This is a genomic window from Paracoccus yeei ATCC BAA-599 (assembly GCF_000622145.1).
Classification (GTDB): Bacteria; Pseudomonadota; Alphaproteobacteria; order Rhodobacterales; family Rhodobacteraceae; genus Paracoccus; species Paracoccus yeei.
In genome coordinates this window covers 61,640-77,359 of the sequence record NZ_JHWH01000013.1, presented here as the reverse complement: position 1 = coordinate 77,359, position 15,720 = coordinate 61,640, and the positions used below count along the sequence as shown (strand labels likewise).

17 protein-coding genes are annotated in these 15,720 nt (G+C 67.8%); 6 read left to right on the top strand and 11 right to left on the bottom strand.

Annotated features, from left to right (window positions below):
* Positions 1–8: 8 nt before the first annotated feature.
* The 4 genes from bhcD to bhcA are packed head-to-tail and all read right to left on the bottom strand — an operon-like array spanning position 9 to position 4,298.
* Positions 9–971, bottom strand: a complete 963-nt coding sequence (gene bhcD, locus BU28_RS0108365) for an iminosuccinate reductase BhcD (RefSeq protein WP_028719068.1) — start codon at positions 969–971, stop codon at positions 9–11.
* Complete coding sequence (gene bhcC, locus BU28_RS0108360) at positions 971–2,134, bottom strand: 3-hydroxy-D-aspartate aldolase BhcC (RefSeq protein ID WP_028719067.1); 1,164 nt, start codon at positions 2,132–2,134, stop codon at positions 971–973. The genes bhcD and bhcC overlap by 1 nt, the downstream gene beginning before the upstream one ends.
* Before the next feature lie 10 nt (positions 2,135–2,144).
* Positions 2,145–3,104 carry a beta-hydroxyaspartate dehydratase BhcB gene (gene bhcB / locus BU28_RS0108355; protein ID WP_028719066.1) on the bottom strand — a complete coding sequence of 320 codons (960 nt, stop codon included), beginning with the start codon at positions 3,102–3,104 and terminating at the stop codon, positions 2,145–2,147.
* A gap of 3 nt (positions 3,105–3,107) precedes the next feature.
* Positions 3,108–4,298 (bottom strand): L-aspartate--glyoxylate aminotransferase BhcA, encoded by a 1,191-nt coding sequence (gene bhcA, locus BU28_RS0108350; protein WP_028719065.1) that lies wholly within the window; start codon positions 4,296–4,298, stop codon positions 3,108–3,110.
* Between the two features lie 186 nt (positions 4,299–4,484).
* Between bhcA and bhcR the strand changes: the two genes are divergently transcribed.
* The 3 genes from bhcR to purN are packed head-to-tail and all read left to right on the top strand — an operon-like array spanning position 4,485 to position 7,027.
* Positions 4,485–5,327 carry an HTH-type transcriptional regulator BhcR gene (bhcR, locus tag BU28_RS0108345; RefSeq protein ID WP_028719064.1) on the top strand — a complete coding sequence of 281 codons (843 nt, stop codon included), beginning with the start codon at positions 4,485–4,487 and terminating at the stop codon, positions 5,325–5,327.
* Between the two features lie 60 nt (positions 5,328–5,387).
* Entirely contained in the window at positions 5,388–6,434 is a 1,047-nt protein-coding gene (gene purM / locus BU28_RS0108340) for a phosphoribosylformylglycinamidine cyclo-ligase (protein WP_028719063.1), read from the top strand.
* On the top strand, positions 6,431–7,027 hold the full coding sequence (gene purN / locus BU28_RS0108335; RefSeq protein WP_028719062.1) for a phosphoribosylglycinamide formyltransferase: 597 nt from the start codon (positions 6,431–6,433) through the stop codon (positions 7,025–7,027). The genes purM and purN overlap by 4 nt, the downstream gene beginning before the upstream one ends.
* Positions 7,028–7,106: 79 nt before the next feature.
* Here purN and purF read toward each other — a convergent pair whose 3' ends face one another.
* The 6 genes from purF to BU28_RS0108305 all read right to left on the bottom strand — a co-directional run bounded on the left by purF (position 7,107) and on the right by BU28_RS0108305 (position 12,945).
* A complete protein-coding gene (gene purF / locus BU28_RS0108330; RefSeq protein ID WP_088239176.1) occupies positions 7,107–8,603 on the bottom strand; it encodes an amidophosphoribosyltransferase in 1,497 nt (498 codons plus the stop codon).
* Positions 8,604–8,750: 147 nt separating this feature from the next.
* On the bottom strand, positions 8,751–9,353 hold the full coding sequence (locus BU28_RS0108325; RefSeq protein ID WP_028719060.1) for a CvpA family protein: 603 nt from the start codon (positions 9,351–9,353) through the stop codon (positions 8,751–8,753).
* A gap of 42 nt (positions 9,354–9,395) precedes the next feature.
* The gene (gene radA, locus BU28_RS0108320; RefSeq protein ID WP_028719059.1) at positions 9,396–10,760 is read right to left on the bottom strand and encodes a DNA repair protein RadA; all 1,365 of its coding nucleotides are present in this window, start codon (positions 10,758–10,760) and stop codon (positions 9,396–9,398) included.
* Positions 10,761–10,857: 97 nt separating this feature from the next.
* Entirely contained in the window at positions 10,858–12,060 is a 1,203-nt protein-coding gene (locus BU28_RS0108315) for a UbiH/UbiF family hydroxylase (protein ID WP_028719058.1), read from the bottom strand.
* Positions 12,044–12,229, bottom strand: a complete 186-nt coding sequence (locus tag BU28_RS0108310; protein ID WP_036762410.1) for a hypothetical protein — start codon at positions 12,227–12,229, stop codon at positions 12,044–12,046. The genes BU28_RS0108315 and BU28_RS0108310 overlap by 17 nt, the downstream gene beginning before the upstream one ends.
* Before the next feature lie 11 nt (positions 12,230–12,240).
* Complete coding sequence (locus BU28_RS0108305; RefSeq protein ID WP_028719056.1) at positions 12,241–12,945, bottom strand: pyrimidine 5'-nucleotidase; 705 nt, start codon at positions 12,943–12,945, stop codon at positions 12,241–12,243.
* Positions 12,946–13,008: 63 nt separating this feature from the next.
* Between BU28_RS0108305 and BU28_RS0108300 the strand changes: the two genes are divergently transcribed.
* Genes BU28_RS0108300 through BU28_RS0108290 form a run of 3 tightly spaced genes read left to right on the top strand, consistent with a single transcriptional unit; the run spans position 13,009 to position 14,923 of the window.
* The gene (locus BU28_RS0108300; protein WP_028719055.1) at positions 13,009–13,650 is read left to right on the top strand and encodes a GntR family transcriptional regulator; all 642 of its coding nucleotides are present in this window, start codon (positions 13,009–13,011) and stop codon (positions 13,648–13,650) included.
* Positions 13,647–14,264 carry a DNA-3-methyladenine glycosylase family protein gene (locus BU28_RS0108295; protein ID WP_028719054.1) on the top strand — a complete coding sequence of 206 codons (618 nt, stop codon included), beginning with the start codon at positions 13,647–13,649 and terminating at the stop codon, positions 14,262–14,264. The genes BU28_RS0108300 and BU28_RS0108295 overlap by 4 nt, the downstream gene beginning before the upstream one ends.
* Positions 14,261–14,923, top strand: coding sequence for an alpha/beta hydrolase (locus BU28_RS0108290; RefSeq protein ID WP_028719053.1), 663 nt, complete (start codon positions 14,261–14,263; stop codon positions 14,921–14,923). Before BU28_RS0108295 ends, BU28_RS0108290 begins: the two co-directional genes overlap by 4 nt.
* 244 nt (positions 14,924–15,167) lie before the next feature.
* Here BU28_RS0108290 and BU28_RS0108280 read toward each other — a convergent pair whose 3' ends face one another.
* Positions 15,168–15,590, bottom strand: coding sequence for a VOC family protein (locus tag BU28_RS0108280; RefSeq protein ID WP_028719052.1), 423 nt, complete (start codon positions 15,588–15,590; stop codon positions 15,168–15,170).
* Positions 15,591–15,720: the final 130 nt, after the last annotated feature.

The window sequence follows — 15,720 nt, the reverse complement described above, 5'->3', positions numbered from 1 at the left end:
CTGTGCGGTCAGATCTCGACCGTCTGGGCGATGCCCTTGGCTTGGGCGAGCTGGACGACCTTTGCGGCGACGGCGAGGTCCTGGAGGCCAACGCCGGTGCCATCGAAGAGGGTGATCTCGGCGCCGTCACGGCCGGGGTCGGTGCCGTTCACCGCCGCGCCCAGGCGGGTGATCGCGGCCGCCTCGACGAGGCCCTGGGCCACCGCGTGCTGGCATTCGCCGATCGAGACCGCCTGCGCCACCTCGTCGGTGTAAAGCTTCGCGCGCGCGACCAGGGCGGGGTCGAGCTCCTGCTTGCCCTTGGTGTCGGTGCCCATGGCGGCGATATGGGTCTCGCCCCGGACGTGTTCGTTCATCAGGAGCGGCGAGAAGGACGAGGTGATCGAGACGATCACGTCGGCCTCGGCGCCCAGCCGGTCCAGGTCCACGGCCTCGAAGGGCAGGCCCAGTTCGGCCGCGGTCTCGGCCAGGCGGGTCAGCATCTCGGGGTGCGGGTTCCAGCCGATGACCTTTTCAAAGGCATGGACGCGCGCAGCGGCCCGCATCTGGAAGGCCGACTGATGGCCCGCGCCGATCATGCCCAGCACCCTGGCGCCCTTGGGGGCCAGATACTTGATCGACACGGCCGAGGCGGCGGCCGTGCGCAGCGCCGTCAGAAGGTTGCCGCCGACCGCCGCCGCCACCCGCCCGGTGTCGGCGTCGAACAGGAAGATCGTCGACTGGTGGTTGATCAGGTCGTGTTTCTGGTTGTTCGGCCAGTAGCCGCCAGCCTTCAGCCCCAGCGTCAGGGCCGAGGCGTCGAAGCCGCCCTTGAAGCCGTAAAGCGCGTCCTCATGCCCGATGGCCTCGCGCACCACCGGGAAATTGTAAGCCTTGCCCGCGTCCATGGCGGCAAACACCGCCTCGATGGCCTCGAAGGCCGCCTCGGGGGTCATCAGACCCCCGATCTCCTTTTCCGCGACGACCAGCATCAATAGGCCTTTCCGCGCGCCGAAACCGGCCAGACGGTTTCGACCTTGCCGTTCCGCACGCCCACATACCAGTCGTGCACGTTGCAGGTCGGGTCGCAGTGGCCGGGCACCAGGCGCAGCTTGTCATTGACCTTCAGGACGCCCTGCGGGTCCTCGACGACGCCGTGCTCGTCGCTGCACTTGATGTATTTCACGTCGTCGCGGCCATAGACGAAGGGCAGGCCCGAGTCGACCGACTGCGCCTTGAGGCCCGCATCGACCACCGCCAGATGCGGCTTGGCGTGCGACATCACGCTGGTCAGGATGAACAGCGCGTTTTCCCATTCGCCCTGGTCGATGCGCTTGCCGTCCTTGTCATGGATGCGCCCGTAATCGGCATCCATGAAGGCATAGGAGCCGCACTGCAGTTCGTTGTAAACATTCGAGTTCGATTCGAAGTAATAGGAACCCGTGCCGCCGCCCGAGACGAATTCGGGGGTCAGGCCCTCGGCCTCGAGCGCGTCCACGGCGTCCTTGACCTGCGCGATGGCGGCGTCGAGCTTGGCCTTGCGCTCCTCGTAGCTGTCGATGTGCTGCATGGCGCCCTGATAGGCCTGGATGCCCTTGAAGGTCAGGTTCGGGGCGGCCGCGACCGCACGGGCGATTTCCAGCACCTCGGGGGTGGTTTTCACGCCGCAGCGACCCGCGCCGCAGTCGATTTCGACAAAGACGCCCAGGTTGGTGCCGTGCTTTTGCGCCGCCGCCGACAGGTCGGTCACGTTCGCCACGTCATCGACGCAGACGGTCACGGTCGCGCCCAGCTTCGGCATCTTGGCCAGCCGGTCGATCTTGGCCGCGTCGCGGACTTGGTTCGAAACCAGGATGTCCTTGATGCCGCCACGGGCAAAGACCTCGGCCTCGGACACTTTCTGGCAGCAGACGCCGATGGCGCCGCCAAGCGATTCCTGCAGCTTTTGCACGTCCACGGACTTGTGCATCTTGCCGTGGCTGCGGTGGCGCATGCCGTGGGCCTTGGCATAGTCGCCCATCTTCTTGATGTTGCGTTCCAGCGCGTCCAGGTCGAGGATCAGGCAAGGCGTCTGGATGTCTTTCTCGTCCATGCCGGGCAGGGCGGGGATGTCGAAACCGACTTCATAGCCGGCAAAATCCGCTTTCGCGTTCATGATGCTCTCCTCAGATCCAGGGCAGCTTGTCGAGATCGACATTGCCGCCGGTGACGATGATGCCGACGCGCTGGCCGGCAAAGGCTTCAGGGTTCTTCAGGATGGTGGCCAGCGGCACCGCGCTGCTGGGCTCCATCACGATGCGCAGGTGCTTCCAGATCAGCTTCATCGCATCGACGATCTCGGCGTCCGAGGCGGTATAGATTTCGCTGACGTGGTTTTTCACGAAATGCCAAGTCAGGTCCTTCAAGGGCACCAGGAGGCCGTCGGCGACGGTCTTCGGGGCATCGTCGGCAATGATGTGGCCGGCCTTGAAGCTGCGATAGGCGTCGTCGGCCTGCTCGGGCTCGGCCGCAATGACCTTGACCTCGGGCGCCAGCGTCGAAAGCGTCAGGCAGGTGCCCGAGATCATGCCGCCGCCGCCGATCGGCGCCACGACCGCATCCAGCCCGTCGACCTGCTCGATCAGTTCCTTGGCGCAGGTGCCCTGGCCCGCGATCACGCGCGGGTCGTTGTAGGGGTGGACGAAATCGCCCCCCGTGCGCGCCTGCACCTCGGCAAAGGTCGCCTCCCGCGACGAGGTCGAGGGCTCGCATTCGGTGATCACCCCGCCATAGCGGCGCACGGTGTCCTTCTTGGCCTGCGGCGCGGTCCGTGGCATGACCACGTTGCAGGGAATGCCGCGCAGCATGGCCGCGTAGCTGAGGCAGGACGCATGGTTGCCCGAGCTGTGCGTGGCAACGCCCCTGGCCGCCTGTTCGTCCGAAAGCCCAAATACCGCGTTGGCGGCGCCGCGCACCTTGAAGGCCCCCGGCTCCTGGAAGTTCTCGCATTTGAAGAACAGCTGCGCGCCGGCAAGCTCGTTCAGGTAGTCCGAGGTGCGGATCGGCGTGCGCCGAATATGCGGCTTGATGCGCTCATGCGCGTCCAGCATGTCCTGGTACGTCGGGATATCCATGGCGTCCTTCATCCCTCAGGCGGCTTTCTTCTGTGCGGTGGCGGTGGACTGGCGGTAATGTTCCTGCGCGGCGGCGACGCCCGAGCCCAGCTTGATCGGCAGCCCCAGGTCTGCCATCACCATCTCGGCCGTGGCGATGCCCGACAGCGCCATGGCGTCGGTCAGGCTGCCCAGGTGGCCAATGCGGAACACCTTGCCCGCGACTTCGCCCAGGCCGGTGCCGAAGGCCATGTCATAGGTCTCCAGCGCATGGCTGACGATCAGGTTCGCGTCGAACCCTTCGGGCACGCGGATGGCGCTGACGCTGTCGGAATACAGCGCGGGCCGGACGGCGCAGAGCTTCATCCCCCAGGCATCGACCGCGGCACGGACGCCGCCCGCGATGCGGTGGTGGCGGGCAAAGACGTTCTCCAGCCCTTCGTTCAGCAGCCGTTCGCAGGCGACGTTCAGCCCGTTGATCAGGCCGACCGGCGGCGTATAGGGATAGCCGTTGCGGGCATAGCCGGTCGCCATGTCGCGGATGTCGAAGAAGGTGCGCGGCAGCTTTGCCGTTTCGACCGCCTCCATTGCCTTGGGCGAGAAGCCGACGATGGCCAGGCCCGGCGGCAGCATGAAGCCCTTCTGGCTGCCGGTGACGGCGATGTCGACGCCCCATTCGTCCATGCGGAAGTCCATCGATCCGATGGAGCTGACGCCGTCGACGAACAGCAGCGCCGGGTGGCCGGCAGCGTCCAGCGCGCGGCGGACGGCGGCGATGTCGGATTTGACGCCGGTCGCGGTCTCGTTATGCGTGGCCAGGACGACCTTGATGTCATGCGCCTTGTCGGCGGTCAGGATTTCCTCGAACCGATCCGCGGGGATGCCTTCGCCCCAGGGGGTCTCGACGAATTGCACGTCCAGCCCGTGGCGCTGGCACATGTCGATCCAGCGGTGGCTGAACATGCCGTTGCGGGCCGCCAGCACCTTGTCGCCGGGCGACAGCGTGTTGGTGATGGCGGTTTCCCAGCCGCCCGTGCCCGTCGAGGGGAACAGGAAGACCTGGGCCTGCGTGGTCTTGAGGACCTTCTTCACCCCTTCCAGCGCCGGGTGCAGCATGCGGCCGAACACCGGCGAGCGGTGGTCGATGGTGGGCATGTCGACGGCCTTGCGCATCTCCTCGGGGATGTTGGTGGGGCCGGGGATGAAGATCGGGTTCTGACTGGTCATGGCAATACCTCCTGCGCTTGTGAACCAAGCTACGCCTTGCTGTCCATTCAGGCAATTTTTCTGAAAAATATTTCGCAATCGCGGAAAAACGGTGTATTTCCCATTTATGCCAATGATTTGTCCTTTTCCAATTGCGCAAGGCAATTTTCAACCATTCCTTATATCTGTCGAAAGAAGGGGTGACGAATGACGGAACTGCGCAAGAAGGGCCGCCCGCGCGGACGGGCCGGCGACAGCGGGGACAGCGGCGGCATCCGGGCGCTGGACCGGGCGCTGGACATCCTGGATGCCATCGCCGCCGGGAACGGCCTGACCCTGACCGAGATCGGTCAGCGCTTGCAGATGGCGCCCTCGACCGTGCACCGGGTGCTGGTCACGCTGGCGGCGCGGGGGGTGGCAGAGCAGGATGCCAGCAGCCAGGCCTGGCATGTCGGACCGACCGCCTTTCGGCATGGCTCGGCCTTCATGCGCCGCTCGGGGCTGGTCGAACGCGCGCGGCCCGTGTTGCGGCGCCTGATGGAAACCACCGGCGAGACGGCGAACCTGGGCATCCTGAACGGCGACGCCGTCCTGTTCCTGTCCCAGGCCGAGACGCACGAGACGATCCGCGCCTTCTTCCCGCCGGGCACGCGTTCGCCGCTGCATGCATCCGGCATCGGCAAGGCGCTTCTGGCCCATGCCCGGCCGCAGGAGCTGCGCGCCATGATCCGAGGGCTGCGGCTGGAGCGCTTTACCCCCCATACCCTGTCCGAGCCCGAGCAGCTGGCCGAGGATCTGGTTCGCATCCGCGCGCGCGGCTATTCGCTGGACAATGAGGAGCGGACGCTGGGCATGCGCTGCATCGCGGCCCCGATCTTCGACCTGGCCGGAGAGGCCGCCGCCGGCATTTCGGTGTCCGGGCCCGTCCACCGGATGAGCGACGACCGGCTGGCCGAGATCACGGGGGCCGTGGTCGCCGCCGGGCGCGAGCTGTCGCTGGGCCTGGGACCGGGGCAGGGGTCGGGGCGGGGGACTGAGGCAAAGCCATAGGAAACATTGCCTGCCGCGCCCGCCTGCGCTATCGGGGCGCAAAGCACAAGGGGACCCGAGATGACCGAGCGCGAGAATGGCCTGTCCTATGCCGAGGCCGGGGTGGATATCGACGCGGGCAATGCGCTGGTCGAGCGCATCAAGCCCGCCGCCGCCGCGACCCGGCGTCCGGGCGTGATGGAGGGGCTGGGCGGCTTTGGCGCGCTGTTCGACCTGCGCGCGGCGGGCTTTCAGGACCCGGTTCTGGTCGCCGCGACCGACGGGGTCGGCACCAAGCTGCGCATCGGCATCGACACGGGCGAGCTGGACGGGCTGGGCATCGACCTGGTTGCCATGTGCGTGAACGACCTGGTCTGCCAGGGGGCGGAACCGCTGTTCTTCCTGGACTATTTTGCGACCGGAAAGCTGTCCGTCGATGAGGCCGCGCGCGTCATTACCGGCATCGCCGAGGGGTGCCGGCTGTCGGGCTGCGCCCTGATCGGGGGCGAGACGGCCGAGATGCCGGGCATGTACGGCAAGGGCGATTTCGACCTGGCGGGCTTTGCTGTCGGCGCGATGGAGCGGGGCACCGCGCTGCCCGCTGGCGTGGCCGAAGGCGACGTGCTGCTGGGCCTTGCCTCGGACGGGGTGCATTCCAACGGCTTCTCGCTGGTGCGCAAGGTGGCCGAGCACGCGGGCCTGGGCTGGGATTCGCCGGCACCCTTTGGCCAGGGCACGCTGGGCCAGGCGCTGCTGGTTCCGACGCGCCTTTATGTCCGCCCGGTCCTGGCCGCGATCCGCGCAGGCGGGGTCCACGCAGCCGCCCATATTACCGGCGGCGGCATCACCGAGAACCTGCCCCGCGTCCTGCCCAAGGGTCTAGGGGCCGAGATCGACCTGACACGCTTTGCCCTGCCGCCGGTCTTTGCCTGGCTGGCCGAGGCCGGTGGCATCGCCGAGGCCGAGATGCTCAAGACCTTCAACTCGGGCATCGGCATGATCCTGGCCGTGGCCGCTGACCGCGCCGACGCCTTGCAGGCGCTGCTGGCGGACGAGGGCGAGACGGTCCACCGCCTGGGCCATGTGGCCGCAGGCGAGGGCGTGCGTTATTCCGGCAGCCTGCGGTGAAGCGCGTCGCCATCCTGATTTCGGGCGGCGGCTCGAACATGGTCAGGCTGGTCTCCTCGATGACCGGCGACCATCCCGCGCGGGCCGTGCTGGTCGGCTCGAACGATCCGGGCGCCGGGGGGCTGGCGCGGGCCGAGGCCCTGGGCGTGCCGACCTTTGCGGTCGATCACCGGGCCTACAAGGGCGACCGCACCGCTTTCGAGGCCGCGCTGCTTGAGCCATTGCTGAGGGCCCAGCCCGACATCCTGTGCCTTGCGGGCTTCATGCGCATCCTGACCGCTGATTTCGTGCGGCGGTTCGAGGGGCGGATGCTGAACATCCATCCATCGCTGCTGCCGAAATATCCGGGGCTGCACACCCATCAGCGCGCCATCGACGCGGGCGACGCCGAGGCGGGGGCGACGGTGCATCTGGTCACGGCGGACCTGGACGCCGGGCCCATCCTGGGGCAGGCCCGCGTTCCCGTCCTGCCCGGCGATACGGCGGGCAGCCTGGCGGCGCGGGTTCTTGAGCAGGAGCATCGGCTTTACCCCGAAGTGCTGCGCCGCTTTGCGCTGGGTCAGCAGGGCATGGTAACGCTGGGCGCCGCATGACGAAGGCCGCGCAGGTGGCGGCCTTGGCATGGGTACTTGGAAAACGGTGAAAAAGAAGGGGGCGCGAAGCCCCCTTTTCCTATTCGGCCGCGTGGCCCGTGATGGCCTGCGCCTCGTATTCGGGCTTCATGCGGAAGCCGCGTTCCAGCTGGTCGAAGGGCGCGACCGGGTATTCCCCCGAGAAACAGGCGTCGCAATATTGCGGGCAGGACTTGTCGCGACCCTTGGCCTCGCCCACCGCGCGATAAAGACCGTCGAGCGAGACGAAGGCGAGGCTGTCGACCCCGATCCATTCGCGCATCTCTTCCTCGGTCATCTGGGCGGCCAGCAGCTTGTCGCGGTCGGGCGTGTCGACGCCGTAGAAGCAGGGCCAGGCCGTGGGCGGGCTGGCGATGCGGAAATGCACCTCGGCCGCGCCGGCGTCCAGGATCATGTCCTTGATCTTGCGCGAGGTGGTGCCGCGCACCACCGAATCGTCGACCAGGACGACGCGCTTGCCTGCGACCAGCGCGCGGTTCACGTTCAGCTTGAGCCGCACGCCCATGTTGCGGATCTGTTCGGTCGGTTCGATGAAGGTGCGGCCCATGTACTGGTTGCGGATGATCCCCATGCCATAGGGGATGCCGCTTTCATGGGCGTAGCCGATGGCGGCCGGGGTGCCGCTGTCGGGCACGGGGCAGACCAGGTCGGCTTCGACCGGGGCCTCGCGCGCCAGTTCCACGCCGATCTGGCGCCGGGTCTCATAGACCGAGCGGCCACCGATGATCGAGTCGGGACGCGAGAAATAGACATGTTCGAAGATGCAGAAGCGGCCCTTGGACGGGCCGAAGGGCCGCGAGCTTTCGATTTCGCCCTTGGAGATGACGACCATCTCGCCCGGCTCGATCTCGCGCAGGAATTCGGCGCCGATGATGTCGAGCGCGCAGGTTTCCGAGGCGAGCACGAAGCCATCCTCGCCGATGCGGCCCAGGACCAGGGGGCGCACGCCCAGGGGGTCGCGCACGCCGATCAGCTTGGTGCGGGTCATGGCGATGACGCTGAAGGCGCCTTCGACCCGGCGCAGCGCGTCCTTCATCCGCTCGGGGATGTTGCGCTGGATGGAACGCGCCATCAGGTGGATGATGCATTCGCTGTCGGAACTGGACTGGAAGATCGAGCCGCGCTCGATCAGTTCGCGCCGCAGCGCCATGGCGTTGGTGATGTTGCCATTGTGCGCGATGGCGCAGCCGCCCATCGCGAATTCGCCGAAGAACGGCTGCACGTCGCGGATCGCGGTGGCGGCCTTGGTGCCGGCGGTCGAATAGCGCACATGCCCGATGGCGAGCGATCCGGGCAGCGTCTCCATCAGGCTTTGCTTGGTGAAGTTGTCGCGGACATAGCCGAACCGATGGGCGCTGTTGAAGCCCTGTTCGGCATCATGGGCGACGATGCCGCCGGCCTCTTGCCCACGATGCTGCAGGGCGTGCAGGCCAAGGGCGACGAAGTTGGCCGCATCCGCGACACCGATTGCACCGAACACGCCGCATTCTTCGTGCAGGCGGTCGGAATCGAAGGGATGGGCAAGGAATGGCTGCATCATCACCGGCTCATGGGGCTAAGGAGGAGGGCTCATATGTGGCGCTGTCGCCGACAACATAGGGGCTTGCGTGGGCGAAGTCACGCCTCGGCAGGGAAACGAGGCGCAATTAATGTCACGAATGGGTCACGAAGCCCCGCGGGACGCCTAGTTCGCGGGCGCGGCCAGTGTGGGGGTGGCCGCGTCGACCGGCTGCGTCACGGCGCAGCCATGGACCAGCTGTTCATAGCGCGACACCACCCAGCCCGGGGCGTCCTGCGGGATCTGGCTGTCCATCTGCCCCCGCATCGCCGCGAAAACCTGGGCCGAGCGCGAGTTCTCGACCACGGCGACGGGCTGGGTCGCCATCACCCGGTCGTAGACGATGAAGGCCACCGCGACCAGAAGGATGCCGCGCGCGACCCCGAACAGGAAGCCGATGCCCTGGTCCACACCCCCCAGCGCCGAACGCTGCACGACCGAGGAGAACAGCGGCGTGATGATCGAGAACACCACCAGCGCCAGCGCAAAGACCGCCGCGAAGGCGGCGATGGTGGCAAGCTCGCAACTGTCGCCCAGGAACTTGTTCAGCCCGGGGATCTGCGCGACCATCGGCCGGACCGTGGGCGCAAAGATGAACGCCAGGATCGCCGCGCCGATCCAGCCCAGGATCGCCAGCGATTCGCGCACGAATCCGCGCGCATAGGCCAGGATCGCCGAGAGGATGATCACGGCGGCCACGATGCCGTCGATGATGGTGAAACCGTCCATTGTCACGCCCTTTCGCGGCTTTGCCCGCGTTTGGGGACGAGTTCACCCGGCACCGAATGTCTCGCCCACGAAGCTTGTCAGATCCGGCACGCGGTCGATCCGCATTCCGGCAAGGCCCTCGACCTTGGTGGCCGCAGGCAGGATTGCCCGTGAAAAACCAAGTTTCTGCGCCTCTTTCAACCTGTTTTCCGCCTGCGCGACCGGACGCAGCGCGCCCGACAGGCTGATTTCGCCGAAAATGGCGCAGTCGGCCGGCAGGGCCGTATCCTCGCGCGCGCTGAGAAGGGCGGCGGCGATGGCCAGGTCGGCGGCGGGTTCGTTGACCCGCATGCCCCCGGCGACGTTCAGGAAAACGTCGAGCCCGGCAAAGGGGATGGCGCAGCGCGCCTCGAGCACGGCAAGGATCGTCGAGACGCGGCCCGAATCAAGCCCAACCACCGTCCGGCGGGGGCTGGCCAGCGTCGAGGGGGCGACCAGGGCCTGCACCTCGGTCAGCACCGGGCGCGTGCCCTCGATCCCGGCGAAGACCGCCGAGCCGGGCGAGGGTTCGCCGCGTTCGGACAGGAACAGGGCCGAAGGGTTCGCGACCTCGGCCAGCCCACCGCCGGTCATCTCGAAGACGCCGATCTCGTCGGCGGGGCCGAAGCGGTTCTTGTGGGCGCGCAGGATGCGGAACTGATGGCCGCGCTCGCCTTCGAAATAGAGCACGGTATCGACCATGTGTTCGACCACGCGCGGGCCGGCGATCTGGCCTTCCTTGGTGACGTGGCCGACCAGGATGACCGAGGTGCCGCGCCGCTTGGCAAAGGTGGTCAGTTCATGCGCGGTGGCGCGGACCTGGCTGACGGAACCGGGCGCCGCCTCGATCTGATCCGACCAGAGGGTCTGGATCGAGTCGATCACCGCCACATCGGGACGTTCGGCATCGAGCGTCGTCAGGATGTCGCGCAACGCCGTTTCCGCCCCCAGCCGGACAGGGGCATCGCCGAGGCCTAGGCGTTGCGCCCGCATGCGGACCTGGGCGCTGGCCTCCTCGCCCGAGATGTAGATTGCGCTCTGGCCCGAGCGGGCAAAGGCGCTGGCCGCCTGCAAGAGCAGCGTCGACTTGCCGATGCCGGGGTCGCCGCCGACCAGGATGGCCGAGCCGGGCACCAGGCCGCCGCCCAGCACCCGGTCGAATTCGGCGATGCCCGAGGTCGCGCGCGGCGGCGGCTGGTCCTGCGTCGCAAGGTCGGAAAGCGCGATCGTCTTGCCCTTGAGCGTGCCCAGGCCGCGGCCCGGCCCCTGGGACAGGGGCGCTTCCTCGACGATGGTGTTCCAGGCGCCGCAGGCGTCGCAGCGGCCCGACCATTTGCGATGGCTGGCGCCGCAGGCGGTGCAGGTGAAGGCGGTGGTGGGTTTGGCCATGGCCGTTATGTGGCAGATTGCACCGGCGGATGCCATAGGGGCCGGCAGCGCGGGTGGCGCGGCCGGCCTTGGGTATTTGAACAACAAGGAAGACCTGTCAGGTCATGCCCAAGCCGGCCCGCATCAGAAGCTTGCGGACCGGCGAGGCGGCGTAAAGGCCGCCCAGGGCCGCAGCGCGCAGATCGCGAAGCGGCCGGGCCGAGATCATGCTGGCGCGATTGAGCGCGTCGATTCCCATCAGCCGGGCCAGCGCCTCGGGGCGGCGGCGGCGGTTGTAGGTTTCAAGCCCAGCCGCCTCGCCCGGGCGGTCGCCGGAAAGGTCGAGCAGCGCGGCGAGGTCGGCCAGGCTCATGTTCAAGCCCTGGGCGCCGATGGGTGGGACGACATGGGCAGCCTCGGCGATCAGCGCGGTGCGGGGGCCGGTGAAGCGGTCGGCGATCTGGCTGATGATCGGCCATTCGGTCAGCCGCGTGGCCTGGGTCAGGTGGCCCAGGATGCCGGCCGAGCGGCGATTCAGTTCGCGTTCGAACGCCTCGGCGGGCAGGGCGCGCAGGCGGGCGATCTCGGGCCCGCGCTCCATCCAGACGACCGCCGAGGAGGGCTTGCCGTTGCGGTCGGGCAGGGGAACCAGGGTAAAGGGGCCGCCCCAGCGGTGGATCTCGGTCGAGACGTTCTGATGGGGCTGGGGGTGGGTCACGGCGAAGGCCAGCGCCCTTTGGCCGTAGCGCAGGGTTCGCGTGCCGATCCCCAGGGCCTGACGCACCGGCGAATCGCGCCCGTCCGCGCCGACCACCAGTTTCGCGCGCACGCGGCTGCCATCGGACAGGGTGGCGATCACCTCGGCCTCGCGGGCCAGCAGGGCGGCGGTGCCGGTGCCGAGCCGGAAGCGGACGTTCTGCAGGCTGGCGAGCCGGCCCGAGATTTCCCGCTTCAGCAGCCAGTTCGGCAGGTTCCAGCCGAAGGGCTGGTCCGAGATTTCGGCCGCGTCGAAGTCGCGCACCAGCCGGGCCTGGGGCTGGTCCCCGCCTGCGTCGATGATCCGCATGATCTGCAGGGGCGTCGCATGCGGGGCCAGCTGGTCCCACAGGCCGGCAGCGGCCAGGACCGGCACCGACGGGTTCAGGAATGCCGTGCTGCGCAGGTCCGAGCCCTGGGCGCCTTCCTCGGTCACGGGGGGCGCGGGATCCACGCACAGAACCGTGTGTCCCGCGGCACCAAAGGCCGCGGCGGCGATCAGCCCGGCGATCCCCCCGCCCGAGACCAGGACATCGACGTCCAGCAGCTCAGAAGCCTGCGGCATAGGCGGTCAGCAGGCCAAAGACGACGACCGTCGCGATCAGCGCCACGGTGGTCAGACCGGCAAGGCCCCAGACCAGGGTGGCAGCCACGGTCACGAGAAGCAGGACGGCCACGAACAGCAGCAGGCGGGCGGCGGTGCGGTTTTCGTCATTGGTGGCGGCATGGGCCATGATCTTATCTCCTATGCTGGGAGGGATATGCCATTCTGGGCACAGGCGCCGGCCCCGGCAAGAGTGCGCAGGAACGCCGCAAGGTCCGCCGTGTGATGGTGGACATGCGGCCCATGGTCGTGACCGGACGCCAGAAGGTCCGGCCCGTGGCGTCCCGGTCCAACAAGAATCGTGGTCATTCCAAGGGCATGAGGTACGGAAAGGTTCCTGGGGTCATCCTCGAACATGGCCACCGCGCCGGGCTGGAAACCCGAAGCCGCCATGACTGCGGCATAAGCGCGCGGGTCGGGCTTGGGATGAAAGCCAAGCGAGTCGATGCCGTGGATTTCATCGAAACCCGTCAGGCCGCGCCGTTCGAGCACGCGGCCCGCATAGGCGACGTCGCCGTTGGTGTGCACGATCTTGCGCCCGGGCAGAGCCGCGATCAGGGCTGCAAGCTCGGGGTCGGGCGAAAGCCCGGAAAAGTCGATGTCGTGGACTTCGCGCAGATAGGCCATCGGGTCGATGCCATGCTCGGCCATCAGGCCCGACAGGGTGGTGCCATGTTCGCGCCAGTAATGGCTGCGCAGCCGGTCCGCCGTCGCCCGGTCCACCCGCAATTCGCGCATGACATAGGCGGTCATGCGGCGCTTGATCTGGTCGAACAGCCGCATCTCGGGCGCGTAAAGCGTATTGTCCAGATCGAAGATCCAGGTGGTCACATGCCGCAAATCCATGCCCCTGCCTAATCCCGACGCAGGGCGCTTGCAATCCCGCCCCCGACGGCGGATCGTGCGGCCATGAAAGACGCCTATTCCCTGATCCTGTCCGCCATCGACAACGGCACCTATCGTCCCGGAGACCGGCTGGTCGAATCCGAACTTGCCGACCGCTTCGGCGTGTCCCGCACCCCGGTGCGCGAGGCGTTGCAGCGGCTGGAAACGCAAGCCATGCTCAAGCGCGACGGGCGCAGCCTGATCGTCGCCACGCTGGACCACAACCAGCTGGCCGAGCTTTACACCGTGCGCGCCGAGCTTGAGGCGCTGGCCGCCCGCCTGGCCGCCCGCCATGCCACCCCCGAGGAGATCCGCGTGCTGGGAGGCATGGTCGAGGACGACCACAAGATCCTGGGCGATCCACAGGCGCTGTCGCGCGCCAACCGGCGCTTTCACCACCAGGTCCACCTGGCGTCGCACAACCGCTATCTGGTCCAGCAGCTGGACCTGGTGCATCGCAGCATGGCGCTGATGGCGCGCACCACGCTGGCGGCCAAGGGGCGCGACGCGGTCAGCCTGGCCGAACATCAGGACATCGTGGACGCGATCGCCGCCCGTGACGAGGCCCGGGCCGAGGCGGCGCTGCGCCGCCACATCTCGATGGCCTTCGAGACGCGGCTGAAAGAGGAAGCCAAGCTGACCGGCGATATGGGCCTGGACGAATGATCCGCGACGCGGCGGACCTGGCCATGGGCGCGGCCCATCTGGCGCGGGTCTGTCCGGTCTGGGCGCGGGTGCTGCCGGAACTCGGCCCGCTGCCGCTGCGCCGGTGGGAGGAAGGCTTCCCCTCGATCCGCGACGCGGTGGTCTCGCAGCAGATATCGACGCAGGCAGCGGGCGCGATCCTTGCGCGCCTGGCCGCCGCCGGGCTGTCGGACGAGGCCGCGATCCGCGCGGCAGATGACGATGCGCTGCGCGCCGCCGGCCTGTCGCGCCCCAAGGCGCGCTACCTGCGCGGCATCGCCGAGGCTCGGGTCGACTGGGCCGCGCTGCGCGATCTGCCCGACGATCAGGCCATCACCACGCTGACCGCATTGCCCGGGATCGGCCGCTGGACCGCCGAGATCTACCTCAAGTTCGCGCTTGGCCGCCCCGACGTCTTTGCTGCCGGCGACCTTGCGCTGGCCGAGTCGGCGCGCCTGCTTTACGGCCTGCCCGAACGGCCCGGGCCGGCCGCGCTGATCGCGCTGGCCGAGCCGTGGCGTCCCTGGCGCGCGGTTGCGGCGCGTGCGCTCTGGGCCTATTACCACGTCGCAAAGGGACGCGAGGGGGTCAGATGACGCGCGCATTGACATCGAAACGCAAGGGTCCGGCCAAGGCCGGTTCGGTCGTGGTCTTTCTGCACGGCTATGGCGCGGACGGCGCCGACCTGCTGGGGCTGGCCGATCCCCTGGCGCCGCATCTGCCCGGCACCGCCTTTTACGCCCCCGACGCGCCCGAGCCCTGCGCGAACAATCCCATGGGCTATCAGTGGTTTCCGATCCCCTGGATGGATGGCTCGTCCGAAAAGCAGGCCCGCGCCTCGATGGCGCAATCCTTCGACGACCTGAATGCCTTCCTCGACAAGGTATTGGCGGATGAGGGGATCGCGCCCGATCGGCTGGCGCTGGTGGGCTTTTCGCAGGGCACCATGATGGCGCTGGCCGTGGCCCCCCGCCGCGACGCCGAAGTCGCGGGCGTCGTGGGCTTTTCCGGCCGCCTGCTGTCGCCCGAGACCCTGGCGGCCGAGGCAAGGGTCAAGCCGCCCGTCCTGCTGCTGCATGGCGACCAGGACCCGGTCGTGCCGTTCGAAAGCATGCAGCTGGCGGGCGATGCCCTGTCCCAGGCCGGTTTCACCGTCTATGGCCATGTCATGCGAAACACCCCGCACGGCATTTCGCCCGACGGCCTTTCGGCGGCGCTGGCCTTCCTGAAAGAGCGGCTTGCCGCCCAGCCATGACGATTGGCGTGATTTTTGCCTTGAAGTGGCCGAGACAGGCCCTAACTTCTTAAGGGAGAGTTAGGGAGATTTCGCGATGGCCTTGATCTGGATGACCTTGGGTGCCCTGCTGCCGGTTTCGGCATGGTTCATGACCCGGCGCCCGGAGCCGCTGCGGATCGAGGCCCGCGCCCGCCGCTGAGAGCCCCAACCTTTGGGTATGAAACCTGAATTATCACATGGTTGTTCAGGTTTCCTCGAGACTTCATCGTCTCCAGATGCCAGGATCGGCAATCTCGATCGAGTTTCCTGCCGGATCGCGGAAATAGAGTGATCTCCCGCCCTGCGGCCATGTGAAATCGGCCTCGATCTCAATACCATGTTCTTCAAGGTGCGCGCGCCATGCGTCGAGATGCGCGCCTTCGGCTGCCATGCAGAAGTGCCCTTGGCCCTTTGCGCCGTGCGGCGGCACCGGCAGGCGGGCATCCGGCTTGGGCGGATGGATGGTCGCGGTCGGGTCAAAGACCAGCAGCACCTGTGCTCCGCAGCGAAAGAAGTCGTGGCGGCCTGGCGCGCGGCCGATCTCCTTCAGTCCGATGATCCCGGTCCAGAAGGCGGCGGCGGCCTCCAGATCCAAGGCATAAAGCGCGCTTTCCAGCGTTCCCAGCAGAGGCGGTGTCTGATCCATGCCCCGATCCTGTCACGGTTCGGCCCCGGCGGCCAGTCCTGTCACGCCGATGTCACGCGCCGGGGTTAGTCGGTCGGGGCATATATTCGGGGACTTGTCAGCCGAAGGCCGCGATATATAGTCGGCCTGA